At 57.0% G+C, this 24,398-nt stretch carries 23 protein-coding genes and 1 pseudogene; 10 read left to right on the top strand and 14 right to left on the bottom strand.

Annotation, left to right across the window (positions count from 1 at the left end):
• Positions 1-9: 9 nt before the first annotated feature.
• The 4 genes from RMR24_RS00330 to RMR24_RS00315 are packed head-to-tail and all read left to right on the top strand — an operon-like array spanning position 10 to position 2,901.
• Complete coding sequence (locus RMR24_RS00330; RefSeq protein WP_310613141.1) at positions 10-798, top strand: ABC transporter ATP-binding protein; 789 nt, start codon at positions 10-12, stop codon at positions 796-798.
• Positions 791-1,528, top strand: coding sequence for an ABC transporter ATP-binding protein (locus RMR24_RS00325; RefSeq protein ID WP_310613098.1), 738 nt, complete (start codon positions 791-793; stop codon positions 1,526-1,528). Before RMR24_RS00330 ends, RMR24_RS00325 begins: the two co-directional genes overlap by 8 nt.
• 21 nt (positions 1,529-1,549) lie before the next feature.
• Entirely contained in the window at positions 1,550-2,590 is a 1,041-nt protein-coding gene (locus RMR24_RS00320; RefSeq protein ID WP_310613097.1) for an aromatic ring-hydroxylating dioxygenase subunit alpha, read from the top strand.
• Entirely contained in the window at positions 2,587-2,901 is a 315-nt protein-coding gene (locus RMR24_RS00315) for a 2Fe-2S iron-sulfur cluster binding domain-containing protein (protein WP_310613096.1), read from the top strand. The genes RMR24_RS00320 and RMR24_RS00315 overlap by 4 nt, the downstream gene beginning before the upstream one ends.
• Before the next feature lie 3 nt (positions 2,902-2,904).
• On the opposite strand, the gene RMR24_RS00310 is transcribed toward RMR24_RS00315, so the two are convergent.
• Positions 2,905-4,788 carry a DEAD/DEAH box helicase gene (locus RMR24_RS00310; protein WP_310613095.1) on the bottom strand — a complete coding sequence of 628 codons (1,884 nt, stop codon included), beginning with the start codon at positions 4,786-4,788 and terminating at the stop codon, positions 2,905-2,907.
• A gap of 198 nt (positions 4,789-4,986) precedes the next feature.
• The gene (locus RMR24_RS00305; protein WP_310613094.1) at positions 4,987-5,472 is read right to left on the bottom strand and encodes a hypothetical protein; all 486 of its coding nucleotides are present in this window, start codon (positions 5,470-5,472) and stop codon (positions 4,987-4,989) included.
• Between the two features lie 170 nt (positions 5,473-5,642).
• Between RMR24_RS00305 and ettA the strand changes: the two genes are divergently transcribed.
• The 4 genes from ettA (at position 5,643) to RMR24_RS00285 (ending at position 10,311) form a co-directional block, all read left to right on the top strand.
• Positions 5,643-7,310, top strand: coding sequence for an energy-dependent translational throttle protein EttA (gene ettA / locus RMR24_RS00300; protein ID WP_310613093.1), 1,668 nt, complete (start codon positions 5,643-5,645; stop codon positions 7,308-7,310).
• A 197-nt stretch (positions 7,311-7,507) separates the two neighbouring features.
• Positions 7,508-8,140: a response regulator gene (locus tag RMR24_RS00295; protein WP_310613092.1), complete on the top strand. Its 633-nt coding sequence runs from the start codon at positions 7,508-7,510 to the stop codon at positions 8,138-8,140.
• 33 nt (positions 8,141-8,173) lie between these two features.
• Positions 8,174-9,202, top strand: a complete 1,029-nt coding sequence (locus tag RMR24_RS00290; protein ID WP_310613091.1) for an LLM class flavin-dependent oxidoreductase — start codon at positions 8,174-8,176, stop codon at positions 9,200-9,202.
• A gap of 68 nt (positions 9,203-9,270) precedes the next feature.
• A complete protein-coding gene (locus RMR24_RS00285; RefSeq protein WP_310613090.1) occupies positions 9,271-10,311 on the top strand; it encodes a methionine synthase in 1,041 nt (346 codons plus the stop codon).
• Positions 10,312-10,588: 277 nt separating this feature from the next.
• Here the strand turns inward: RMR24_RS00285 and RMR24_RS00280 are convergent, their stop codons facing one another.
• The 7 genes and pseudogenes from RMR24_RS00280 to RMR24_RS00250 all read right to left on the bottom strand — a co-directional run bounded on the left by RMR24_RS00280 (position 10,589) and on the right by RMR24_RS00250 (position 15,790).
• Positions 10,589-11,107 (bottom strand): hemerythrin domain-containing protein, encoded by a 519-nt coding sequence (locus tag RMR24_RS00280; RefSeq protein WP_310613089.1) that lies wholly within the window; start codon positions 11,105-11,107, stop codon positions 10,589-10,591.
• Between the two features lie 86 nt (positions 11,108-11,193).
• Positions 11,194-12,525 (bottom strand): annotated as a pseudogene (locus tag RMR24_RS00275) (MFS transporter); the annotation flags it as partial.
• 6 nt (positions 12,526-12,531) lie between these two features.
• The gene (gene bktB / locus RMR24_RS00270) at positions 12,532-13,713 is read right to left on the bottom strand and encodes a beta-ketothiolase BktB (RefSeq protein WP_310613088.1); all 1,182 of its coding nucleotides are present in this window, start codon (positions 13,711-13,713) and stop codon (positions 12,532-12,534) included.
• Positions 13,714-13,776: 63 nt separating this feature from the next.
• Positions 13,777-14,457 (bottom strand): RluA family pseudouridine synthase, encoded by a 681-nt coding sequence (locus RMR24_RS00265; RefSeq protein WP_310613087.1) that lies wholly within the window; start codon positions 14,455-14,457, stop codon positions 13,777-13,779.
• 12 nt (positions 14,458-14,469) lie between these two features.
• Positions 14,470-14,775: a 2Fe-2S iron-sulfur cluster-binding protein gene (locus tag RMR24_RS00260; RefSeq protein ID WP_310613086.1), complete on the bottom strand. Its 306-nt coding sequence runs from the start codon at positions 14,773-14,775 to the stop codon at positions 14,470-14,472.
• On the bottom strand, positions 14,762-15,073 hold the full coding sequence (locus tag RMR24_RS00255) for a hypothetical protein (protein WP_310613085.1): 312 nt from the start codon (positions 15,071-15,073) through the stop codon (positions 14,762-14,764). The genes RMR24_RS00260 and RMR24_RS00255 overlap by 14 nt, the downstream gene beginning before the upstream one ends.
• 156 nt (positions 15,074-15,229) lie before the next feature.
• Positions 15,230-15,790 (bottom strand): pseudouridine synthase, encoded by a 561-nt coding sequence (locus RMR24_RS00250; RefSeq protein WP_310613084.1) that lies wholly within the window; start codon positions 15,788-15,790, stop codon positions 15,230-15,232.
• Between the two features lie 78 nt (positions 15,791-15,868).
• Here RMR24_RS00250 and RMR24_RS00245 point away from each other — a divergent pair, with 78 nt between their 5' ends.
• Positions 15,869-16,567 (top strand): SOS response-associated peptidase family protein, encoded by a 699-nt coding sequence (locus RMR24_RS00245; RefSeq protein ID WP_310613083.1) that lies wholly within the window; start codon positions 15,869-15,871, stop codon positions 16,565-16,567.
• 68 nt (positions 16,568-16,635) lie between these two features.
• On the opposite strand, the gene RMR24_RS00240 is transcribed toward RMR24_RS00245, so the two are convergent.
• Together RMR24_RS00240 and RMR24_RS00235 are read right to left on the bottom strand one after the other, a co-directional pair.
• Positions 16,636-17,253: a pyridoxamine 5'-phosphate oxidase family protein gene (locus RMR24_RS00240; protein ID WP_310613082.1), complete on the bottom strand. Its 618-nt coding sequence runs from the start codon at positions 17,251-17,253 to the stop codon at positions 16,636-16,638.
• 9 nt (positions 17,254-17,262) lie between these two features.
• Positions 17,263-19,119, bottom strand: coding sequence for a glutamine--tRNA ligase/YqeY domain fusion protein (locus RMR24_RS00235; protein ID WP_310613081.1), 1,857 nt, complete (start codon positions 19,117-19,119; stop codon positions 17,263-17,265).
• A gap of 54 nt (positions 19,120-19,173) precedes the next feature.
• On the opposite strand from RMR24_RS00235, the gene RMR24_RS00230 reads away from it, so the two are divergent.
• Complete coding sequence (locus tag RMR24_RS00230; protein WP_310613080.1) at positions 19,174-20,031, top strand: undecaprenyl-diphosphate phosphatase; 858 nt, start codon at positions 19,174-19,176, stop codon at positions 20,029-20,031.
• On the opposite strand, the gene RMR24_RS00225 is transcribed toward RMR24_RS00230, so the two are convergent.
• Genes RMR24_RS00225 through mutS form a run of 3 tightly spaced genes read right to left on the bottom strand, consistent with a single transcriptional unit; the run spans position 20,028 to position 24,381 of the window.
• Positions 20,028-20,846 (bottom strand): alpha/beta hydrolase, encoded by an 819-nt coding sequence (locus tag RMR24_RS00225; RefSeq protein ID WP_310613079.1) that lies wholly within the window; start codon positions 20,844-20,846, stop codon positions 20,028-20,030. The genes RMR24_RS00230 and RMR24_RS00225 overlap by 4 nt on opposite strands.
• Positions 20,847-20,851: 5 nt before the next feature.
• A complete protein-coding gene (locus RMR24_RS00220) occupies positions 20,852-21,679 on the bottom strand; it encodes a proteasome-type protease (protein WP_310613078.1) in 828 nt (275 codons plus the stop codon).
• On the bottom strand, positions 21,676-24,381 hold the full coding sequence (gene mutS, locus RMR24_RS00215; RefSeq protein ID WP_310613077.1) for a DNA mismatch repair protein MutS: 2,706 nt from the start codon (positions 24,379-24,381) through the stop codon (positions 21,676-21,678). The genes RMR24_RS00220 and mutS overlap by 4 nt, the downstream gene beginning before the upstream one ends.
• Positions 24,382-24,398: the final 17 nt, after the last annotated feature.

Raw genomic sequence — 24,398 nt, 5'->3', positions numbered from 1 at the left:
AAGCCATCGATGAAACATAGCGATAGCGACAGCTATAACGCCAACCTCCGTGGCTATGCCTTGCAAACGCAAGGCTTGGTGAAACGCTTTGGCGGCATCACGGCCACGGACCATGTCACCCTCAACATTGCACATGGTGCGCGTCACGCGCTCATTGGCCCCAACGGCGCTGGTAAAACCACGCTCATCAACTTGATGACCGGCGTGCTTCCTGCGACGGAAGGCCGCATCGTGTTGCAGGGCGAAGATATTTCTGGCTTGGCCCCGCACCAGCGTGTGGCACGCGGCATGGTGCGCACGTTTCAAATCAACCAACTGTTCAACTCGCTCACGCCATTGGAAACGTTGGCCATGGTGGTCACGCAGCACCGCGGCGAGGGCGCCCGTTGGTGGCAACCGCTGGGTCACAGCGTGGCCATCACTGAGCGGGCTGAGCAACTGCTAGAACAATTTCACCTCACCGATGTGATGCAGCAACGCACCGAACATCTGGCTTACGGCAAACGCCGCTTATTAGAAATGGCGATCGCCTTGGCTTGCGAGCCCCGTGTGCTGTTGCTCGATGAGCCTGCTGCCGGTGTGCCTGGTGGCGAACGCGACGAGTTGCTGCAAACTGTGGCGGCACTGCCCAGCGATGTGTCCGTCGTGCTGATTGAGCACGACATGGACTTGGTGTTTAACTTTGCTGACCGCATCACCGTGTTGGTCAACGGCGCGGTGTTGACCGAGGGCACGCCGCAAGAGATTGCGCATGACCCGCAAGTCAAAGCCGTGTATTTGGGGACCAGCCATGACTAAGGCCACCGAACTGTTGCGCATCGACGGCTTGAGCGCAGGCTATGGCGAAGCTGTGGTGCTGCACGACATTTCACTCCGCGTGAACGAGGGCGAAACCTTGGCTTTACTGGGCCGCAACGGCACAGGTAAAACCACGCTGATGGACACCTTGGTGGGCGTGACCACGCAGCATGGCGGCAGCATCTCCTTAGGCGGCGTGCCTTTGCAGCGCATGGCCCCGCACGACCGTGCAGCTGCGGGTATTGGCTGGGTGCCGCAAGAGCGCAACATTTTCAAATCACTCACCGTGCATGAAAACCTCACGGCTGTGGCGCGTGAAGTGCGCGACGCCAAGCACCGTGCTTGGACGCCCGAACGTGTGTACGAGATGTTCCCCCGTTTGGCTGAGCGCCAAGACAACTTGGGCACCCAACTCTCGGGCGGTGAGCAGCAAATGTTGGCGGTGGGCCGCGCCTTGGTGCTCAACCCACGCTTGCTCTTGCTGGACGAGCCTTTGGAAGGCTTGGCCCCCATCATTGTGGAAGAGCTGTTGCGCGCCATTGCACGCATCACCCGCGAAGAGGGCTTGAGCGCCATCATCGTCGAGCAGCACCCGCAAGCCATTTTGAAAATCAGCCATCAAGCCGTGGTGCTTGACCACGGCACGGTTGTGCACAGCGGCCACGCACAAGCGCTGTTGGATCAACCCGAACTGCTGGACCACCTCTTGGGTGTCGCCCGTGTGGACTGAATTGCAAGAAAGAAGCAACGTATGTTTTTGAAAAACACTTGGTATGTGGCTGCGACCTCAGCCGATGTGCAAGAAAAGCCCTTGGGCCGCATGATTTGCGGCGAGGCCATGGTGTTCTACCGTGGCGATGGCGGCAAGGTGTCTGCGCTCGAGGACTTTTGTCCCCACCGTGGCGCACCTCTGTCGCTTGGCAAGGTGTGCAATGGCAACTTGGTATGCGGTTATCACGGCTTAGAAATGGGTTGCGATGGCAAGACGGTGGCCATGCCCGGGCAACGTGTGCGTGGCTTTCCAGCCATCCGCAGCTTTGCGGTGGTGGAGCGTTATGGCTTCATTTGGGTGTGGCCGGGCGATGTGGCTGTGGCCGACGAAGCTGCCATGCCCGTGTTTGATTTCTTCGACAACCCGGCCTGGGCCTATGGCGGTGGGCTGTATCACATCCAGTGCAACTACCAGCTGATGATCGACAACCTGATGGACTTGACGCACGAAACCTATGTGCACTCGACCAGCATCGGGCAGAAAGAAATTGACGAAGTGCCGTGCACCACCAAGGTTGAGGGCGATCACGTCATCACCAGTCGGTTCATGGAAAACATAGAAGCACCGCCATTTTGGAAAATGGCTTTGCGTGGTAACAACTTGGCAGATGACGTGCCTGTGGACCGCTGGCAGATTTGCCACTTCACGCCACCTAGCCATGTGATGATTGAAGTGGGCGTGGCGCATGCGGGCAAGGGCGGTTACGACGCGCCACAAGAATACAAAGCATCGAGTGTGGTGGTGGATTTCATCACGCCAGAAACTGAAACCTCGATTCTTTATTTCTGGGGCATGGCCCGCCAGTTCCAGCCTGAGAACGCTGAATTGACCGCCAAGATTCGCGAAGGCCAAGGCAAGATCTTTTCGGAAGATTTAGAGATGTTGGAGTCGCAGCAACGCAACTTGAGCAAGTATCTCGAGCGCAAATTGCTGATGCTCAACATCGATGCTGGTGGCGTGCAATCGCGCCGAGTGATTGAGCGTCTTTTGGCCAAAGAAAATACAGGAGCCGCAGCATGAGCGACAACTTGAATGGGGGCATCGACACGCCCGTAGGCAGCGACGGGGTGTTCACCCTTGAACTCGTGAAGTCAGGCCAAAGACTGAAAGTGGGCCCTGATCAAACGGCTTTGCAAGTACTGGAAGCTGCCGGTATTGATGTGCCCATGTCCTGTGGGCAAGGCATTTGCGGCACGTGCCTGACCCGTGTGGTGGGTGGTGTGCCGGATCACCGCGACATGTATCTAGATGGTGAAGAGCAAGACGCGAACGATCAGTTCACGCCTTGTTGTTCACGCAGCAAAACTGCAGTGTTGATGCTGGATCTTTGAGGTTTAGCGGCCGTAACCGCCGCCACCACCACCGAAACCACCGCCTGAACGGCCACCGCCTCCACCGCCGGAGCGATTGCCACCACCACCACCGCCGCCAGAACGGCGGCCATAGCCACCACCACCGCCGCGTTTGCGTTCGGTCATGAGGTCCACGCTGGTGCGTGTGGGGTCAGGCTGGCGCTGACCGCCACCTTGTGTTTTGTGGCCAAAGGCGTTCACGCCGCTTTGGGTGCCCAAGTGCGCGTTGGCGCGGGGCTGGAAGTCATCGTCGTCACGGCGTGGGGCGCGAGGTGCGTCAAAGTCACGCGGTGGACGTGGTGCATCGCTGCGCGGGCCACGGTTGTCAAACTGGCGAGGCGCACGAGCGCCTTGGCCTTGTCCATTTCCAGGCTGGCGATTGCCATCGCGCGCTGGACGTTCACCGCTGCGTGGTGGACGGTCACCAAACTGGGCGCGTTCGCCATCGCGTGCAGGGCGATCGCCCACACGGTCACGACCCACATGGCCGCTGGGGCGAGGTGCGCGGCCCTCTGAATTTCTGCCTTCGGCACCACCTTGACCACCACGACCGCCACCGCCATTGCGACCGCCGCCTGTGGCTTTGGTGTCGCGAATGCGTTGCATCATTTCGCCGCGTGCAGCTTTGGCTGCCGCAGCCATCACGTCACGGCCTGGGGGCTTGCCAATGCCGCCCCACAAGGTTTGACGGCCCATGGCAATGGGTTCGGCTTTTTCGTCAGCGTCAGGGCCAAAGTCGGCCACAGGCACCACGGGCACTTGTTGTTTGGTGAAGATTTCGATGTCGCGCATGAAACCTTGTTCATCCAACGACACCAAGCTCACGGCTTCGCCGCTCGAGCCCGCGCGGCCTGTGCGTCCAATGCGGTGCACATAGTCTTCGCTGATGTTGGGGATTTCGTAGTTGACCACGTGTGGCAACTCGTCAATGTCAATGCCGCGTGCGGCAATGTCGGTGGCTACCAAGGCGCGGATTTCGCCGGTCTTGAAACCTGACAAAGCTTGGGTACGTGCAGTTTGGCTCTTATTGCCGTGCAGCGCCATGGCGCTGATGCCGTTCTTGGTCAAGAACTCGGCCACGTTGTTGGCACCAAATTTGGTGCGTGTGAACACCAGCACTTGGCTCCAGTTGTGCTCGTTGATGATGTGCGCGAGCAACGCCTTTTTCTTGCCGCGGCCCACAGGGTGCACCACTTGCGTGATGCGTTGCACAGTGGTGTTGCTAGGCGTGACTTGGATGCTTTGTGGGTCTTTGAGCAGGTTGTTGGCCAGTTCGCGAATTTCGTCGCTGAAGGTGGCTGAGAACAACAAGCTTTGTTTGTCTTTGGGCACCAAGGCCAAGATTTTCTTGACGTCGTGGATGAAGCCCATGTCCAACATGCGGTCGGCTTCGTCGAGCACCAAGATTTCCACGGTGGACAAATCGAGCAAGCCTTGCTGTTGCAAGTCGAGCAAGCGACCAGGGGTGGCCACCAAAATGTCCACGCCTTTTTTGATGCGGGCCACTTGCGGGTTCATGCCCACGCCGCCAAAAATGACAGTGGAGGTGAGTTGCAAGTATTTGCCGTAATTGCGCACCGACTCTTCCACTTGGGCCGCGAGTTCGCGGGTGGGGGTCAGGACGAGGGCGCGCACGCCGTACACGCCAAACTTGTTTTCTTTGCTGCGGCTCATGGTGAGCTTGTGCAACATGGGCAATGTGAATGCCGCTGTTTTACCCGTGCCGGTTTGGGCACCTGCCAACAAGTCGTGTCCGGCGAGAACTGCTGGAATGGCTTGGGCTTGGATAGGCGTTGGGGTTTCGTAGCCCTGTTCGGCCACAGCTTTTTGGATGGCCGGAGCCAAATTTAAATCTTCAAATTTCATGATGGAGCGCTTTATGTCAGCGCGTGACACCAACCCGCTTGGCCCGAAGGCCACCCAGTCAAAGGTTGGCAATATTTACAGGTGAGCTCAAAAATCACAAACAGAAGTGTTTGGAACCAGCTCCAGCAGAAGTGCTGATGTTGCGGCAACTGGCGGCGGCAACGAATAATATTGTCGCACGGAATGATCTAGCATGGTTCATCGGGAGCAGGCGGGTGTTTTAAATGTTCTCAAAACTTCTGGAATGTCTTTTAAAGTCACGTATGCATCCACTGATTTGTCTTTGTTAGTTTGTCCTTGGAGACGAACTGCTGCTGTGTCTACATTGAGGCTGCTTATATTTCGCACACGAACACAGTTGCAAGTTGTATCTACCAAATTTGCACGGCTCGCAGGTATAACGCTTTGATCGTTGACAGAGATTTGGTAGGACTTCAAATCTTTGCTCTCTGGGATGGAAATGACCAGTTTCGAATCGTTCAGTGTGATTCCCGTATGTTTTCTGTGACGCGCGATGCAGCTGTTGTAGTTCGTCTCGTCTGATTTGAAAATTTTCCATTCACCAACCGTCTGGAGTGGTAGTGTTTTGTCTGATTTCTCAGCAGCGGTTGCCGCAAGTCCAACGCTTATTGACATCATTAGGCCAAAGCTTACAGCGATAAGATTTTTGATTTTTAGTGTCATCAGAGCTTCAATTTATTTAGCATTTAATATTAATCGATAATGATAAAAATATTCATAAATAGTTTTTAAAAAAATAATCATTTATTTATCCATCGGCATTAGTGCCATTTGGAAAGCACTTGACAGGGATAATATGAGGCTTATTGACATAGTTACCCGAAAGAAAACAAATGGCTCAGTACGTTTTTAGTATGAACCGCGTCGGCAAAATCGTGCCGCCCAAGCGTCAAATTTTGAAAGACATTTCTCTGTCTTTCTTCCCTGGAGCCAAGATTGGCGTTTTGGGTACCAACGGCTCAGGCAAGTCCACCTTGCTGAAAATCATGGCAGGTATCGATACAGAGATTGAAGGCGAAGCCATTCCGATGGCGGGCCTGAAGATTGGGTATTTGCCCCAAGAGCCTCAGTTGGACCCTGAGCACACTGTGCGTCAAGCCGTTGAAAGCGGTATGGGCGAAGTCAAAGGCGCCCAAGCGCGTCTCGAAGAGGTGTATGCCGCCTACGCCGAAGAAGACGCCGATTTCGACGCCTTGGCCGCTGAACAAGCGCAGCTCGAAGCCATCATCGCTGCCTCAGGCGCAGGTGATGGTTCTGAGCATTTGATGGACATCGCTGCGGACGCCCTGCGTTTAGCACCCTGGGACGCCATCATTGGCAAGCTCTCGGGTGGTGAAAAGCGTCGCGTCGCTTTGTGCCGCTTGCTGCTGTCTAAGCCCGACATGTTGCTGCTTGACGAACCCACCAACCACTTGGACGCTGAGTCGGTGGACTGGCTGGAGCAGTTCTTGGCCCGCTTCTCAGGCACTGTGGTGGCGATCACCCACGATCGTTACTTCTTGGACAACGCGGCAGAGTGGATTTTGGAACTCGACCGTGGTCATGGCATTCCCTACAAAGGTAACTACTCCAATTGGTTGGAGCAAAAAGAAGCCCGTTTGGCGACTGAACAGCGTACCGAAGACGCACGCTCCAAGGCCATGAAAAAGGAGTTGGAGTGGGCGCGTCAAAACCCCAAAGGCCGACAAGCCAAGAGCAAGGCCCGTTTGGCCCGCTTTGAAGAGTTGTCCGATCACGAATACCAAAAGCGCAACGAAACCCAAGAAATTTTCATTCCAGTGGCAGAGCGCTTGGGCCATGAAGTGTTTGAGTTCAAGAACGTCAGTAAGTCCTTTGGCGATCGCGTGTTGATTGACAACCTGAGTTTCCAAGTGCCTGCAGGCGCCATTGTCGGCATCATCGGCCCCAACGGTGCGGGTAAGTCAACTTTGTTCAAGCTGATTGCTGGCAAAGAGCAGCCTGACAGCGGTGAAGTCAAGATTGGCCAAACCGTCAAGATGGCATTTGTGGACCAGACGCGCGACGACCTGAACGATGACAAAACCGTGTGGGAAGACATCTCAGGTGGTTTGGACATCATGAACGTGGGCAAGTTCCAAATGCCAAGCCGTGCCTACTGCGGCCGCTTCAACTTCAACGGTGGCGACCAGCAAAAGAAAGTCGGCATGTTGTCAGGCGGTGAGCGGGGTCGTTTGCACTTGGCCAAAACCCTGATCGAAGGCGGCAACGTGTTGCTGCTCGATGAGCCATCCAACGACTTGGACGTGGAAACCTTGCGTGCCCTGGAAGATGCGCTCTTGGAATTCGCTGGCTCGGTGATGGTCATTAGCCATGACCGCTGGTTCCTCGACCGTATTGCCACCCACATCTTGGCCGCTGAAGGTGATAGCCAATGGGTGTTCTTCGATGGCAACTATCAAGAATACGAAGCCGACAAGAAGAAACGTTTAGGTGAAGAGGGTGCCAAGCCCAAGCGCGTGCGCTTCAAAGCCCTGAAGTAATTTTTACTTTTGCAGCGAAAGCCCAATCACTCTCTGGTGGTTGGGCTTTTTGCTTTAGCGGCGTGAACTTTTATTGGCAAAGCTTCACTTCATCATTTTTAATACTTTAATGTTTTTATTGTTTATACAATGCGTTTAAAAGGTTATGTATTTATATGTGGCTTTAATCAAATTAGTTAAGACAACAGGAAAATGTAATGAATATGCCACCTTCCAAAGAACCGTACGACGGCTACTGCGGCACCAGCTACGCCGCCAAAATGTTGGGCATTTCTGTGGGTACTGTCCAAGGCTTGGTCGAAAAGGGTGATCTCAAAGCATGGAAGACCCAAGGTGGTCACCGTCGCATTTCATTGCAGTCCATCCAAGACTACCAACGTCGTCACAATTTGGCCCCCGCATCCATGATGCAAGGTGAAGACCGTTTGCGTGTCTTGGTGGTGGAGGACGACGAAACCACCCGTTTGATGTTGCAAACCAACTTCGACCAATGGGGTTTGCCCTTGGATGCAGTCATGTATGCATCGGCCATGGAAGCTTTGCTGGATATGCCCAGCTTGCAGCCGCAAGTGCTGTTGACCGATTTGAAAATGCCCAATGTGGACGGCTTTGAGTTTTTGAAAACTCTCAGCGCACACAACTTATTCAGCAATTTGGCAGTGGTCGTCATGACTGGCATGAGCCCTGAAGATGTGCGTGCCAAGGGCGGTTTGCCCGATGGCGTGCAGTTGCTGCAAAAGCCTATCGACCTGGACTGGTTGCATGGCTTCTTTGACGCGTTGATGTCGGTGCGCCAAATCAACCGCCGTTCGCGCACGCAACCCGCTTAATCCCCAGGCCTTGTGCCTGCGTGACAGCTAAGGATGGCAGAGCCAGTTAAGCTTTGCCCTGTGCTTAAACTTTCTGTCCTCGATCAATCTGCAGCTGCCTCTGGCCGAAGCCAAGACGCAGCCATTCGCCAAACCTTGGCCCTTGCCCCTCAGTGCGAGGCATGGGGCTACCACCGCTTTTGGGTGAGTGAGCATCACAGCCACCCCAGCATTGTGGGCACCGCCCCCGAAGTGTTGATGGCCGCCATTGCCGCACACACCAACCGCATTCGGCTGGGCAGTGCAGGCGTCATGCTGCCGCACTATGCACCTCTCAAAGTGGCTGAACAATTCCGTGTGCTCGATGCCCTGGCTCCCGGGCGTATCGACTTGGGTGTGGGACGCGCGCCTGGCAGTGATGGCCGCACCGCGCAGTTGCTCAACCCCGACCGCCATGCTTCTGACAACTTTCCACGGCAAGTGATGGAGCTGCAGGCTTGGGTCACGGGCGAGCCCATTCCCGCAGGTCACCCCGGCCACGGCGTGCATGCCTACCCCAGCGGTCCCACATCGCCCGATGTGTGGATGTTGGGCAGCTCAGAATACGGCGCACAGCTCGCCGCGCATTTGGGCTTGCCCTATGCTTTTGCTTACTTCATCACCGAAGGGCAGGGCGTGGACAATGCTTTCAACTTGTACCGTGCCAATTACCGGCCCACCACGCGAAACCCAAAGCATCAAGCCACCGTGTGTGTGTGGGCCTTGGCGGCTGACACCGAAGACGAGGCGTGGCGGTTGTTTCAAAGCCGCGCCCGCTGGAAGATGGACCGCAACACGGGCCGCATCGGCGCCTTGCTGCCACCCGACCAAGCCGTGCGCGCCTACAACGCATCAGAGCAAGTGGCCTTGGCCGAGTTGCGTGCTGGCGCTTTGGTGGGCAGCGCCCCCCAAGTAGCCGATAAACTCCGCAAGCTCGCTGAACGCTTGCAGCTGGACGAGGTGGTCATCATCACGTGGACGCACGAAGCAGCGGCGCAGGCCCGCTCGTATGAGTTGTTGGCCAAAGAGTTTGCGCTGGCTTAACAATTTACATTACCCGAAACCGTTTTAATTTCTTTCTCATTCTCAACATCACCACCGGAGACCCAACTATGTTTTCAACCGCAATCGCAGGCAGCTTGCCCAAACCCGAATGGTTGGCCGAGACCAACAAACTTTGGCCCAAGTGGCAGGCCGAAGGCGATGCGCTGTTGCAAGCCAAGGCCGATGCCACGCTGTTGTGGATCAAAGCCCAAGAAGACGCCGGCCTCGATGTGATTGGGGACGGCGAGCAATCGCGCCAACACTTTGTGCACGGTTTCTTAGAGCAGGTGGAAGGCATCGACTTTGAAAACAAAGTCACCATGGGCATTCGCAACAACCGCTACGACGCGCAAGTGCCGCAAGTTATCGCACCCTTGCGCCTCAAGGGCCGTGTGCACGCGTTTGAAGCGCAGCTCGCTCGTGCTCACACAAAGAAGAAACTCAAGTTCACCTTGCCCGGCCCCATGACCATCGTCGACACCGTGGCCGACCGTTTCTACGGCAAGGGCAAAGACGCGGTGCAAGGCCGCATTGACATGGCGTTTGCGTTTGCAGAGTTGCTGAACCAAGAAGCCCTGGCCTTACAAGCCGATGGCGTGGACATCATCCAGTTTGACGAACCCGCGTTCAACGTCTATCTAGAAGAAGCCGCCGATTGGGGCGTCAAAGCGTTGGAGCGCGCCGCACAAGGCTTGACTTGCACCACCGCCGTTCACATTTGTTATGGCTATGGCATTGAGGCCAACAACAACTGGAAGAAGACCTTGGGCGACGAGTGGCGTCAATACGAGAAAGTACTGCCGGCTTTGGCCAAGAGCAGCATTCAGCAAGTGAGTCTGGAGTGCTACCACTCACACGTTCCACCCGAAATGATGGCGTTGCTGGAAGGCAAAGACGTGATGGTGGGTGTGATCGACGTGGCCAGCGATGTGATTGAAACCGCTGAGCAAGTGGCCGATACGATTGGCATGGCGTTGAAATATGTGCCAAAGAACCGTTTGATCGCTTGCACGAATTGCGGTTTGGCGCCGATGAGCCGTGAAGTTGCGGTGAAGAAATTGGAAGCGTTGGCTGCTGGGGCTGCGTTGGCGCGTACTCGGTACGCTTGAGCTCCTTTTTTGTTGTTCGGGAGGCGAGGGGTTTGGGCATCTGTTTACGCTCATGTCCCCCGATTCAGGCGGAGCCTGAATCTCCTCCTTGATTTCGCTACAACAGATACCCAAACCCCTCTTGTCGCTTGCAAACCCACAGGCTCATGCAGCTTGAGTGTCTTGTGGAGCGAAGTCAAGGAGGAGAGAGGTGCGCAGCGCCTCTCGGGGGACATGAGCGTAACAAGGCGCCCAAGTTGCATGGGCCGTCACATGCCAACGAAGTAAAAGAAGCTACTTAAGCGCAGCCACTATCACCACAGCTACCGCTGCCGTGAATCTCGTCTTCAGGCAAAGCCTGAGGTGCTGAGACGATGCCAGTCTCAGCGTCGTAGCCCACACGGCGCAAGTGCAGGGCCAAAGCGGCATCCATGGTTTGCGCGTGTTGGGGGAACCAAATACCTAGCTCGTGTGCCATTTGGCGCATCACGGCCATGTCGCCTTTTTCACGGCCACGGCGCAAGCCTTCGCGCATCACTTCGAGGATGACGTTGTGCTGCATGGTGTGGCAGTTGCTGGACGAAAACTTGGTGTCTTTCATCCACTTGTCTTCGCCGCCAAAGTGGTCTTCGGTGTGCTCAATCAGCGCAGCAAATCGCTCGGTCAAGGTTTCGTCATCTGCCAGTTCGGTGGCGGCCAACAAATCTACAAACTCGCGGTGCGTGTCGTCCATGAAGTCCAGCTCGAGTGACAAGGCGTCAGACCAAGCAAGGGTGACTTCGCGGGTGGGCAGTGTGGCGATGAGCGTGTCGGACATGGAGGACTTTCTAAGAAGGCTTGATTGCGTGCGCAGAGCTTAATTGTAAGAACCTGCTGCGCCTTTGCGCTGGGTCAAACCCCGCGCAGCCACGCTGCAAATCGGTGTAAATAACTGGGCTCGGCCACAAAGATGGCCAAGGTCACCACCGCGTTGGCTACGCCGGTCCACAAGAAGATGTCGGGGATGGACAGCCCTGCGCTCAGCATGACACCTGCAATGAGCGAGCTGGCAATCATGAAGATGGCATTGATGATGTTGTTGGCCGCAATGATGCGGGCCACTTCGTGGGCTTTGCTCTCGATTTGGATGAGCGCATACATGGGTACGCTGTAAATGCCGGTGAATAGGCTGAGTAGCAACAAGTCGGTCATGATGCGCCAATGCGCGCTGTCTGCCACAAAGGCGCTGATGCCCAATAGCTCAGACGCGGGCAAATTGCTAGCGGCCAGATACAAGTCCACGGCAAACAGCGTCATGCCAATGGCGCCCAAAGGGCTCAAGCCAATTTCCACACGCCCACGGCTGAGGTACTCGCACAAGAGCGAGCCTGCGCCAATGCCGACCGAAAACAACACCAACAACAGCGAGGCCACTTGTGCATCGCCATGCAACACCTCTTTGGCAAAGCTGGGGAACTGGCTTAAAAACACCGCGCCAAAAAACCACATCCAGCTGATGCCCAGCAGGGTTTGAAACACCTTGGCGTTGGCACGTGCCAAGCGCAGGTTGCGGATGGTTTCGGTGATGGGGTTCCAGTTGATGGGCTCATCAGGGTGGGTTGCTGTGAGCGCAGGCATATGGCCACTCATCCAGCGGCCAAACAAAGCCACAGCCACGCAAGCCACAGCCACTGAGGCGTGGCCAATGTCAGGAATCGCCACCAACAAACCGCCTGTCACGTTGCCCAGCAAGATGGCCACAAAGGTGCCCATCTCGGTCATGCCATTGCCGCCTGTGAGTTCGTGCTCATCCAGCACGCGAGGCAAGTACGAATATTTGGCTGGCCCAAACACGGTGGAGTGCAGGCCCATCAAGAAAGTGCACGCCAGCAGCACAGCAGCTTGCTGCGTCATAAAGCCCACAGCTGCGAGCCCCATGATGGCAATTTCACAGTTCTTGACCCATCTCATGATGGTCGTGTCTGAATACTTCTCGGCCAACTGCCCACTGGTGGCTGAGAACAACAAATAGGGGAGGATGAACAAGGCCCCAATCACCAAGCCCGCCAGAGAGACGGGCAACCAGCTCACGCTGAGCTGGTAGGTCACCATCACGGTGAAAGCGAACTTGAACAGGTTGTCGTTCGCCGCGCCGCAAAACTGCGTCCAGAAAAACGGCCCAAACCGACGTTGTTTTAACAGTGCGAACTGGTTGGCTTCGCGTTGGATAAAGCTGTCGTCGGTTGGGCTGGTCATAGAGGTTTAAAGACGCTCAAAAATGGCTGCAATACCTTGGCCGCCACCAATACACATGGTGACCAAAGCGTACTTGCCGTTGATGCGTTGCAGTTCGTACAGAGCCTTCACTGTAATCAAAGCGCCGGTCGCACCAATGGGGTGACCCAAAGAAATGCCAGAACCGTTGGGGTTCACTTTGGCGGGGTCGAGGCCCAGCTCTTTGCTCACGGCGCAAGCTTGTGCAGCAAAGGCTTCGTTGGCTTCAATCACATCCATGTCATTGGTGGTGAGGCCGGCCTTTTGCAAAGCGAGGCGAGAAGCCGACACAGGGCCCATGCCCATGATTTTTGGGTCGAGGCCGGTGTGGGCATACGACACCAAACGTGCCAATGGCTTTGCGCCGCGTGCTTGCGCAGTTTTGGCATCCATCAACACCACAGCGGCAGCCGCGTCGTTGATGCCTGATGCGTTACCCGCAGTGACCGTGCCGTTTTCTTTGATGAACACGGGCTTCAACTTGGTCATGTCTTCGAGCTTGCAGTTGTGACGGATGTGCTCGTCGATGGCGTAAGCCACGTCACCTTTTTTGCTTTTGAGCATGACGGGCACGATTTGGTCTTTGAAGTAGCCCGCTTCGGTGGCGCGTTGGGCGCGGTTGTGGCTTTCAACGGCTGCCGCGTCTTGCATGTCGCGGGTGATGCCGAATTTGGCGGCCACGTTTTCAGCGGTGACGCCCATGTGGATGTTTTGGAAGGGGTCGTGCAAAGCGCCCACCACCATGTCGACCATCTTGGTGTCGCCCATACGAGCACCCCAGCGGGCGCTTAAAGAGGCATAAGGACCACGGCTCATGTTTTCAGCGCCGCCGCCAATGGCGATGTCGCAGTCGCCCAGCATGATGGCTTGGCTGGCGCTCACGATGGCTTGCAAGCCAGAACCGCACAAACGATTCACGTTGAATGCAGGCGTGCCTTCGGCGCAACCACCCTGGATGGCGGCCACGCGAGACAGGTACATGTCTTTGGGTTCGGTGTTCACCACATGGCCAAACACCACATGGCCCACGTCTTTGCCTTCGACGTGGGCACGTGCCAAAGACTCGCGCACCACTTGCGCGGCCAGTTCGGTGGGGGGAATGTCTTTCAGGCTGCCGCCGTAGGTGCCAATTGCCGTACGAACACCGCTAACCACAACTACTTCACGCATTTTTTGTCTCCAGTTATAAAAGTTAGAACCCAATGAGTTTGCGTCGTTTGGGCTACAGATGTCTTACGCCGCAGATCCTAAAACATAGGGGTTTGCCGCAGACCACGCCACGGGAGCGCTGAAAGCCATGGGTATTTCTGTGAACGGGTGTGGAAACCCAATGTCTTGCGCGTGCAGCATCAGACGCGGGGTGAGCGCTTTGATATCGGGCGGTGCATAGAGTGAATCGCCCAGCATGGGGTGCCCCAAGCTTTGCATGTGCACGCGCAGCTGGTGGGTGCGGCCGGTGAAGGGCTCTAGCTCAATCAAGCTGGCGGTGTCGCCTGCTTCCACCATGCGCCACAGGCTGAGGCTGGGCTTGCCGTCTGGGTGAATGATGTGAATGGGGCGACGCTCCCAGTCGAGCAGGATGTTGCCCTCAATGGCTCGCCAACCTTCTTCGTTGGTGGGCACGTGCGCCTGGGTGAGCAACGGGTTGCTCGCCACCACAGCCATGTAGCGTTTGCTGACCTGACGCGTTTCAAACAATCGGCTGATCCGGCGCTGCGCCTCGATGCCACGCGCCATCACGATCAGGCCCGAGGTGTCTTGGTCGAGGCGGTGCACCACCAGTGCGTCGGTGTAAATGTCTTGCACGCGTTTGGACAAGCAGTCTTGTTTCTCAGGCCCACGGCCTGGTACAGAGAGCAGACCGCTGGGTTTTTCAAACACCAGCAGGTGTTCGTCTTCGTAAATCGGATTCATGTCACGGTGTGTTTATGTGGCGCGAGCCTGTGTTTGCTCCAGCACCACATTTGAAGTGGGGCGAGCCACGCAAGGCAACACATAGCCTTCGGTTTTTTCTTCGGCGCTCAGGCCTGGCCAGTCGATGGTGTAAGTCACCTCACCACTCACGAGGCGGCACACGCAGGTGCGGCAGGTGCCATTGCGGCAAGAGCTGGGCAGCTCGATGCGCGACATTTCAGCGGCCTCTAGCAGGGTGAGATCACCCTCGACGTCGTATTGCAGGTCAGCAGGCTCCACCTTGACGGTGAAGATTTGAAAGTGATCAGGTGCAGTCATGCTTAGGTGTTTGATTCAAGGCAGTCAATGTCGTTTCAGCTTTGTCCAGCACCAGCGCAAGGTTGTCTAGCAAATCGGTTTGGCTGAAAGAGCAGCTTTCTTCGCTGAACAAAGCACTTGATTCCAGCCGGTCCACCAGCTCAAGCCACACCTGTTCAAACTTAGGCGGCAGGGCTTTGAACAAAACTTGTTGCGAACGCGCAGCTTGAATAAATGCACGGTCGCCGCTGGGATTGCTGCGCAAGTCGGCGAGTGCAGTGCGTAAAAGGGCAACAGCAGCGAGAGCGGCAGCAGGCATTACTTGGGCTTAATTTTGCCGCGTGGTGCGACGTAAGTCGTGGGTGGGTTGGGGCGGTCCGAGACGGAAGTCTTGGGAGGTGACGTGTCCTTTTTAGGCTTCTTTGTCATTTTTTTGCTGTGTTGTTCGCCTTTGGCCATATCACCTTCTTTGTAGTTATCTCGGAGTGAGATGGGGGAATGGTAGTTCAGTCTGTTGCCAAGTTCCCAAAGGCAAGTCCATCACGTTGTAGGGGCCGATGTGGGTGCGTATCAGACGTAGCGTCGGCAGGCCCACAGCGGCGGTCATGCGGCGCACTTGGCGGTTGCGACCTTCGCGGATGGTGAGCTCTATCCACGAGGTGGGCAAGGCTTGTCGCACACGAATGGGCGGGTCGCGCTCCCACAGGTAAGCGGGGGCTTCTGCGGCGCGGGCGCGGGCTGGCAGGGTCATGCCGTCGTTGAGCATCACGCCGTTGCACAGGGCTTGCAGTGCGGCCTCATCGGCGATGCCTTCGACTTGCGCGAGGTAAGTTTTTTCCATCTTGTAGCGCGGGTCGGCAATGCGGGCTTGCAGCTGGCCGTCGTCGGTGAGCAGCAGCAGGCCTTCGCTGTCGGCGTCTAAACGGCCCGCCACGTACACGCCGGGCAGGGCGATGAAGTCTTTCAGGCCGCGCCATTTCCCCTCGGGGGTGAACTGGCTTAGTACGCCGTAGGGCTTGTTAAAACGAATCAGCATGGCACATGAAAAGCGAACGAAGGCTAGAGCGTATCAGCCTCGGGGCTGGGCTTTGGCTCACGCGGCTACCATGGCTGCATGACTGCCCATTTTGAAAGCGTGCAAAACGCCGCGATGTACCCCGATGCCTTTGATGTGGCAGCCCCCGAAATTGCCTTTGAGCGCGACCTGTGGCCGCGCAAGTTGGGCGTGTTTGTGCGCAATGTGCCTGCGTCTGCGTCTGAAGGCGCGGCCTCTGCTGCAAAGCCTGATGAAAATGCGCTTACAGCGCCGGTGCGCGAACTAGCCGTAGGCCAGTTTGGTTTTGTGCCCCAGTGGGTCAAGTCGGCATCCGACGCCAAGCTGCGCTCGACCAAGATGGTCAATGCCCGTTCGGAAACCGTCACCACGTCGAACAACTTTCGCGATGCGTGGCTGGCAGGTCAGCGCTGCATCGTGCCCATGATGGCGTTTTTTGAAGACGACTGGCGCAGTGGCAAAGCTGTGCCCACGCGCATCACACGAGTGGACGGCAAGCCCATGGGCGTGGCGGGCATTTGGGAGCGGTGGGCCAAAGACGGTACAGAAATCATCAGCTTCACGCTGCTGACGGTGAATGCTAATAGCCACGCCTTGCTGCACCGCTACCAACAAAACGGCAACGAAAAACGCATGCCCGTCATCTTGGGCGAAGGCGCATATGACGCATGGCTCAACACGCGCCCCGAGAAAGCGCGAGAGTTTATGCGGGCTTATGCGGCTAATTTGTTGACGGCCAATCCCGTTGAGAAAAAGTAAGGCTTGGCGGGATATCCAAGATGTTGTTGACCGCTTCATGGATAGAAGCACTGGCACAACTTGAAGTCTTATAGCGATTGTCGATAACGTGCCAACATTTGGGCTTGTGGCTCCACATCGATGTCTTCGTTTTTGAATTGGCGCACTTGGTCGCGCAGCATTTCACCCATCGTGGGCATTTGACTTCTCTCGATACGTTGCTCGGTGTCCCAGAGTTTTGAGCGCATCAAGGCCTTGGCGCAATGAAGATAGACCGAATCCACGCTGACGCGAATCGCCAACACAGGTGTGCGTCTTTCATTTGCGCAAAAGGCTAAATCTTCTGGAGCAGTTGACAGCACGGCACGGCCATTGATTCGCAAAGTTTCGTCAAATCCGGGCACTAAAAATAGCAAGCCCAAATGGCCAGTGGCAACAATGTTTTCAAGTGTGTCGAGTCGGTTGTTGCCCGGTGCATCTGGAATGAGCAGCGTGTGCGCATCACGAACTTTCACGAAACCAGCGTCACCACCTCTGGGTGATGAATCCATCCGACCATCAGCACCACCACTTGCCAACACCACGAAAGGCGATAGGCCAATGAAATGAATCGCATGTTGGTCGAGTTCAGGTATCTCTTTCTTGACCGAGCGTTCGTTGGCGTGGCCATAGAGTTTGCGCAGTTCAGAAAGGGTGCTGATATTCATGGACGACCTTTATTTAGCCCAAGTGTCTTTCAGTCCCGTGATCTTGTTAAACACCAACTTACCCCCCGCATGTTCCACACGGTCGGTCACAAAGTAGCCGTGGCGTTCAAACTGAAAGTGCGCACCTGCGGGCACGTGGGCCAGTGTCGGCTCCACATACGCGGTCACCACTTTCAGGCTGTCGGGGTTGAGGGCGGCAAGGAAGTCTTTGCCACCTGCATCGGGTTGTGCGTCAGTGAACAAGCGGTCATACAGGCGCACTTCAGCCTGCAAGCCGTCGTTCACACCCACCCAGGTGATGGCGGCGCTCGCTTTGACGGTGGCGCTACCAGGTGTGCCGCTCTTGGTGTCGGGGATGACAGTGGCTTGTACTTCGGTGATCACACCATTTGCATCTTTGGTGCAACCCGTGCACTCGATGACGTAGCCGCCTTTGAGGCGCACTTTGTTGCCGGGAAGCAGTTGGCCATCCGCGCCTGGCCGGGGCGGATAAAGGCGTTTGTAGCCTTTGGGTGGTTCCTCTGAAAAGTCGTCACGCTCAATCCACACTTCTTTGCCAATTTTGAAATGGCGTGTGGGCACAGGGCCTTCATCCTGGGCATCAGTAGCAGCACCTTGCGGTGCTGGTGGCAGCGCAGGTTGTGTGCAGGGCTCTAGGTGGCCCGCACCCATCACTTCGTCCCAGTTGGTGAGCACGAGTTTGACGGGGTCAAGCACAGCCATGGCGCGGTGTGCGGTGTTTTCTAGGCTTTCGCGCAGGCAGCCTTCAAGGGTTTGATAGTCAATCCAGCTGTCGCTCTTGGTCACGCCAATGCGTTCGGCAAACAGTTGCAGACTTTCAGGTGTGTACCCACGGCGGCGTAGGCCCACGATGGTGGGCATGCGGGGGTCGTCCCAGCCGTTGACCTTTCCCTCATTCACCAGTTGCGCGAGCTTGCGTTTGCTGGTGATGACGTAGGTGAGGTTGAGGCGCGAGAACTCGTATTGCTTAGGCGATGGTGCGGCCAGCAGCTTGCATTCGCATAGGCGGTCCATCAACCAGTCGTAAAACGGGCGTTGGTCTTCAAACTCCAGCGTGCAAATGCTGTGGGTGATTTGCTCCAGCGCGTCTTCGATGGGGTGGGCAAAGGTGTACATCGGGTAAATGCACCAGGTGTCGCCCGTGTTGTGGTGTGTGGCGCGGCGAATGCGGTAGATGGCCGGGTCGCGCAGGTTGATGTTGGGCGAGGCCATGTCAATCTTGGCGCGCAGCACGGCTGCACCATCGGCCAGCTTGCCATCGCGCATGTCGCGAAACCGTGCAAGGTTTTCAGCGGTGGTACGCGCGCGGAAAGGGCTGTTCACGCCGGGCTTAGAAAAGTCGCCACGGTTGACGCGCATTTCTTCTGGCGTTTGTTCGTCCACGTAGGCATGGCCAACTTCAATCAAGGCCTCGGCTGCGCGGTACATGAAATCGAAGTAGTCGCTTGCTTGGTAGGCTTTGTCGTTGCCCGGTTGGCTCCAGCTAAAACCCAGCCACTGCACTGCATCGATGATGCTGTTGACGTATTCGGTGTCTTCTTTTTCGGGGTTGGTGTCGTCAAAGCGCAGGTGGCACACGCCACCGTAGTCACGCGCCAAACCGAAGTTGATGCAAATGCTTTTGGCATGGCCCACATGCAAGTAGCCGTTGGGCTCTGGCGGAAAACGCGTGCGAATCTTGGCGGGGTCTGGTTGGCCTTTGGCGTGGTGCGCTGCGTCACCGGGGCTACCCGCCCAGCGGCGGCTGGCGTAAGTGCCTTGGGCCAAATCGTTCTCGATGATTTGGCGCAAAAAGTTGCTGGGCTTGTTGTCTTGTTCTGTCGCGGGGGTGGCGGGTTTCGTCATGCGGTGATTTTAGGCGGGCATACCCTCGATAATTGAGTAAGTTTAAGGAGTTGTATGGACATCGTTTTGTTGCTCAAAGCCGCCGTGATGGGCGTGGTCGAAGGATTGACCGAGTTTTTGCCCATTTCATCGACAGGTCACCTGATCTTGGCTGGCGCGTTGCTAGGCATGGATGATGACAAGGCCAAGGTGTTTGACATCGCCATCCAGACCGGCGCGATCTTTGCCGTGATCATTGTTTACTGGCAAAAGATTTCCAGCACCGTGGTGGCCTTGCCCACGCAAGTCGACGCGCGGCGCTTTGCTTTGAATGTGTTTATCGCCTTTGTGCCCGCGGTTGTGCTTGGCTTGTTGTTTGGTAAGTTCATCAAAGCACATTTGTTCACGCCCACGGTGGTGGCCAGCACTTTCATTATTGGTGGCTTCATCATCTTGTGGGCCGAAGGCTGGGGCCGTGCCAAGTCTGCGGGCGAAGAAGAACCAGTCGTTGAGCCTGCGCGCATTGAAACGGTGGAAGCCATGTCGCCCATCGACGCTTTGAAAGTCGGCTTGGTGCAGTGCTTGGCCATGATTCCCGGCACCAGCCGCAGCGGTGCCACCATCATTGGCGGCATGTTGCTCGGCTTGTCGCGCAAAGCAGCCACAGACTTTTCGTTTTACTTGGCGATTCCGACGCTCATTGGCGCGGGTGCGTATAGCCTTTACAAAGAACGCGAGCTGCTGAGCATGGCCGATGCGCCCGTGTTTGCCGTGGGCTTGGTGTTCTCATTCATCAGCGCGTGGATTTGTGTGCGTTGGTTGCTGCGTTACATCGCCAGCCACAGTTTCATTCCATTTGCTTGGTATCGCATCGTGTTTGGCGTGGTGGTGTTGGCCACCGCGTGGACCGGCACGGTGACTTGGGCGGCTTAGCCCATCAAATTCAACAGCGCCGTTTCCACAGCCGCCGCCGCCACCAACGGATGCTCCATCGGAAACAGATGCGTGCCATCAATTTTCATCACGCGCCCATGCGTGACGCGACGGCTGAAATCTAAGCCCACTTGTTTCAATTCACGCGATTGCAGGCCGCCTATAAGGGCGGCTTTGCATTTGAGCGGGTGGCGTTTGAAGTAGGTTTCCAAATGGTCGGGCAGGCTGTTGTAAATAGCGCTCTCGATGTCGCGGTCAAAGCTCAGCACGCGGCGTTTGCCTTGGGTGGTTTGCTCGTCGTGCGTGCCGTAGGTCACATAGTCTTGCAGCACTTGTGGGTCCCATTTGGCAAAGGCTTTTTTGCTTTGAAAGTGGACCAGCACTTCGGCCTCGCTGGCCCAAGTGGTGCGGCGTTTGCGGCTGATGGCCGCGGGCGAAAAGGCCTCTGCACCGGGCACGCGCTTGCCCACTTTGAGTAGTTTGGCTTTCCAGCCACCCAGCATGGGCGAGTCCAGCAGCACCACGCCGCGCACCAGCTCAGGGTGCTTAGCGGCCACCATCATGCTGAGGATGCCGCCCAATGAATGGCCCACCAAAAACACGGGGCCGTTTTGCGCCGTCAAGGGCGTGGCAAAGTCGGTCAGTTGCTGCACCAAGTGCGGCCAGTTGTCGGTGACGGGGTAGCGCGGGTCATGGCCAAATTTGTCCACGGCTTCCACCTGAAAGCCGCGTGCACGCACCGCGTCCAACATGACGCGGTAGGTGCAAGCGGGGAAGCTGTTGCCGTGCGAAAAAACGATGAGCGGTTGTGTCATGCCGTTCAGATGAGTTTGTCGTCTGGGGTTTGAATTTTCTTCAAAGCTTGCACGCGTTGTGCGGGTTGCAATAGCGGTGTGGCGGTGGCAGCGCCGTCCCAAACGGGGTCGTCAATGCCATCAAACACTTCGCGCAGTTTGACACCCCAGGTGTTGTGCATCATTTGGAAGTACGGATTGTTCTCATCGATGCACACGACTTTGTCGCTTTCAAACTTGTCGGCTTCGTACACCACCATGTCGAGCGGCAGACCCACCGAGAGGTTGGATTTGAGGGTGGAGTCCATCGACACCAGCGCGCACTTGGCGGCTTCGTCTAGCGGGGTGTCGGGGTGCAGCACACGATCGAGCACGGGCTTGCCGTATTTGGATTCGCCAATTTGGAAGTAGGGCGTTTCAGCCGTGGCTTCGATGAAGTTGCCGGGTGAGTACACCTGGAACAAACGCATGCCTTCGCCTGCAATTTGTCCACCAAAGATGAGCGACACATTGAAGTCGACGCCCGAGGCTTTGAGGGCGGCAGCATCACGCTCATGCACACGGCGAATGGCTGCGCCCAACACGCGCACGGCATCAAACATGCTCTTGGCGTTCCAGATGGTGATGGGTTCGCTCTCGGGCGTGTCTTTGAGTTGCTCGACTTGCAAGATCTCACGCACCGATTGCGAGATGGACAAATTGCCCGCCGACAACAACACCATGAAGCGGTCGCCCGGCTTCTCGTAAACGATCATTTTGCGGAAGGTGCTGATTTGGTCGAGACCCGCGTTGGTACGCGAGTCAGACAAGAACACGAGGCCCGCTTTGAGTTTGATGCCGACGCAGTAGGTCATAAGAGTTTCTTCAGTTGATACAGGGCGTCCAACGCATCGCGTGGACTGAGTTTGTCGGGGTCGATCTCGGCCAGCTTGGCTTGCAGCGGACTGGGGCCCATATCGTCTTGCAACGGAGGTGGCGCAAAGAGGTCGACTTGAACCTTCGATGCATCGGCCCCCGCTTCGAGCGAGGCCAAGGCATGGCGGGCGTGGTTGAGTACCGCGCCAGGCATGCCAGCCAAGCGGGCTACTTGGATACCGTAGCTGCGGCTGGCAGGGCCAGGCTGAATTTCGTGCAAGAACACAATACTTGCGCCACTCTCGGCCGCGCTCACATGCACGTTCACCGCAGCGCGATGCTTGGCGGGGAACTCGGTGAGTTCAAAGTAGTGCGTGGCAAACAGAGTGAAAGCTTGGGTCTTGTCATGCAAGTGCGTGGCAATGCCGCTGGCCAAAGCCAAGCCGTCGAAGGTGGACGTGCCGCGGCCAATCTCATCCATCAACACCAAGCTGTGCGGCGTGGCGGCGTGCAAGATTTGCGCGGCCTCGGTCATTTCCAGCATGAAGGTGGATTGCGCGTTGGCCAAATCATCGGCCGCGCCAATCCGGGTGTGAATGGCGTCAATCGGGCCTAAGCGGCAGGCCGTGGCGGGCACATGGCTACCCATGCTGGCGAGCAACACGATGATGGCCACTTGGCGCATGTAGGTCGACTTACCGCCCATGTTGGGGCCGGTGATGACTTGCATGCGGTGCAGATGGCCCAGACGCGTGTCGTTGGCAATGAAGGTTTTGGCAGCGCCGCCAGCCACCACGCCATGCGTTTCGGCCAAGCGAGCTTCCACCACGGGGTGGCGGCCTTGCTCAATTTCGATGCATGGTGTTTTGACAAACTCAGGCGCACACCAGCCCAGCGTGAGCGAGCGTTCGGCCAAGGCGCACAGTGCGTCGAGCGTGGCCACGGCTTGGGCCAAGCGAGTGAGGGCGGGCACAAAGGGCTGCAAGGTGTCGAGCAGTTGCTCGAACAAAAACTTCTCGCGGGCCAAGGCGCGCTCTTGGGCACTGAGGGCTTTGTCCTCAAAGGCTTTCAGCTCCGGCGTGATGAAGCGCTCGGCGTTCTTCAAGGTTTGGCGGCGCGTGTAGTCGGCCGGCACTTTGTCGATCTGGCCTTGCGTGACTTCAATGTAGAAGCCATGCACCTTGTTGAACTGCACACGCAAATTGGCAATACCTGTGCGCTCGCGCTCGCGGGCTTCAAGCTCCAGCAAAAAGCCGTCGCAGTTGTTTTGGATGGCGCGCAGTTCGTCCAAGTCGGCGTCATAGCCGTGGCCGATGACGCCACCATCGCGCACCAAGACGGCGGGCTCGGGCAGCAAAGCGCGTTCTAGCAATGCACCGCATTCGGGCGGTACGCACATATGTTGGGCGATCTGCACCAGCAAAGAGGGAGACAGAGCGCTCTGCGGAGGTAAAGGAGGAGCTGGCGAAGCCAGCGGGGGACACGCAGCAGAGTGCTCTGTCTCCCTCTTTGCCGAGGCCGAGAAGGTGGGAATGAGCGGCTGAATGCGCAGCGCCTTTTGCAGCGCTTGGCCCAACGATACCAATTCACGCGGACGCACTTGGCGCAGCGACACGCGTGCGCTGATCCGCTGCACATCGCCCGAGCCTTTGAGGGCGTCGCGCAGCACTTTGTAGCTTTGCGTGCGGTTGTCTTGCAGCGCTTCGATGGCGGCCAAACGGTGCTCGGCTTGTGTGCGATCGCGTTCGGGCGAGAGCAGCCAGTGTTTTAGCTGGCGGCTGCCCATGCCCGTCATGCAGCTGTCGAGCAACGAGAACAGGGTGGGCGAGTCTTCGCCGCGCAGTGTTTGGGTCAGCTCAAGGTTGCGGCGGGTGGTGAGCGGCAGGTCGATCAACGCATCGTTGCGCGCCACGTACACGCCGTGCACGTGGGTGAGGGCGCGACCTTGGGTGTGTTCAGCGTAGGCCAGCAGTGCAGCGGCAGCAGCGTGGGCTTGCACCACGTCTTGCGCGTTCCACGCATTGAGCGATGCCGCTTGCAAATGCTCCAGCAACTTGCGGCCACCCAAAGCGGCATCAAACTGAAACGCGGGGCGCACTTGGGCGGGCAGGCCCAAATGGCTGCAGAAGTTTTTCAGCTGTTGTTCAAACGCAGGGCTGACCTCGGCGCTGTAGATGATTTCGCTGGGGGCTACGCGTGCAATCCAGTTGGGCAACTCTGCCGTGTCGCACTCGGCCAAATGCACTAAACCTTGTGTGACGCTGAGCCACGCCAAGCCGCAACCATGGCGGTCGCTTTGGTGAATCGCCAGCACATAGGCTTCGGTTTTGTCGCTGAGTAAGGCGCTGTCGGTCAGCGTGCCCGGCGTGACCACACGCACCACTTTGCGCTCGACGGGGCCTTTGCTGGCGCCCACATCGCCCACTTGCTCGCAAATCGCCACGGATTCGCCGAGCTTGATCAGGCGTGAGAGGTAGGTTTCGAGTGAATGAAATGGCACACCTGCCATCACCACAGGCTCGCCGTTGGATTGGCCGCGTTGCGTGAGCGTGATGTCGAGCAGGCGCGTGACCTTTTCAGCGTCCGCAAAGAACAACTCATAAAAGTCACCCATGCGATAGAACAACAGCGTCTCGGGGTGGTCAGCTTTGAGCCCCAAGTACTGCTGCATCATGGGGGTGTGCCCAGACAAATCACGCATCGCAGTGCCTGCCAGAA

The organism is Limnohabitans sp. (assembly GCF_031539105.1).
GTDB lineage: Bacteria > Pseudomonadota > Gammaproteobacteria > Burkholderiales > Burkholderiaceae_C > Limnohabitans.
This window is presented reverse-complemented; position numbering and strand designations above follow the sequence as displayed.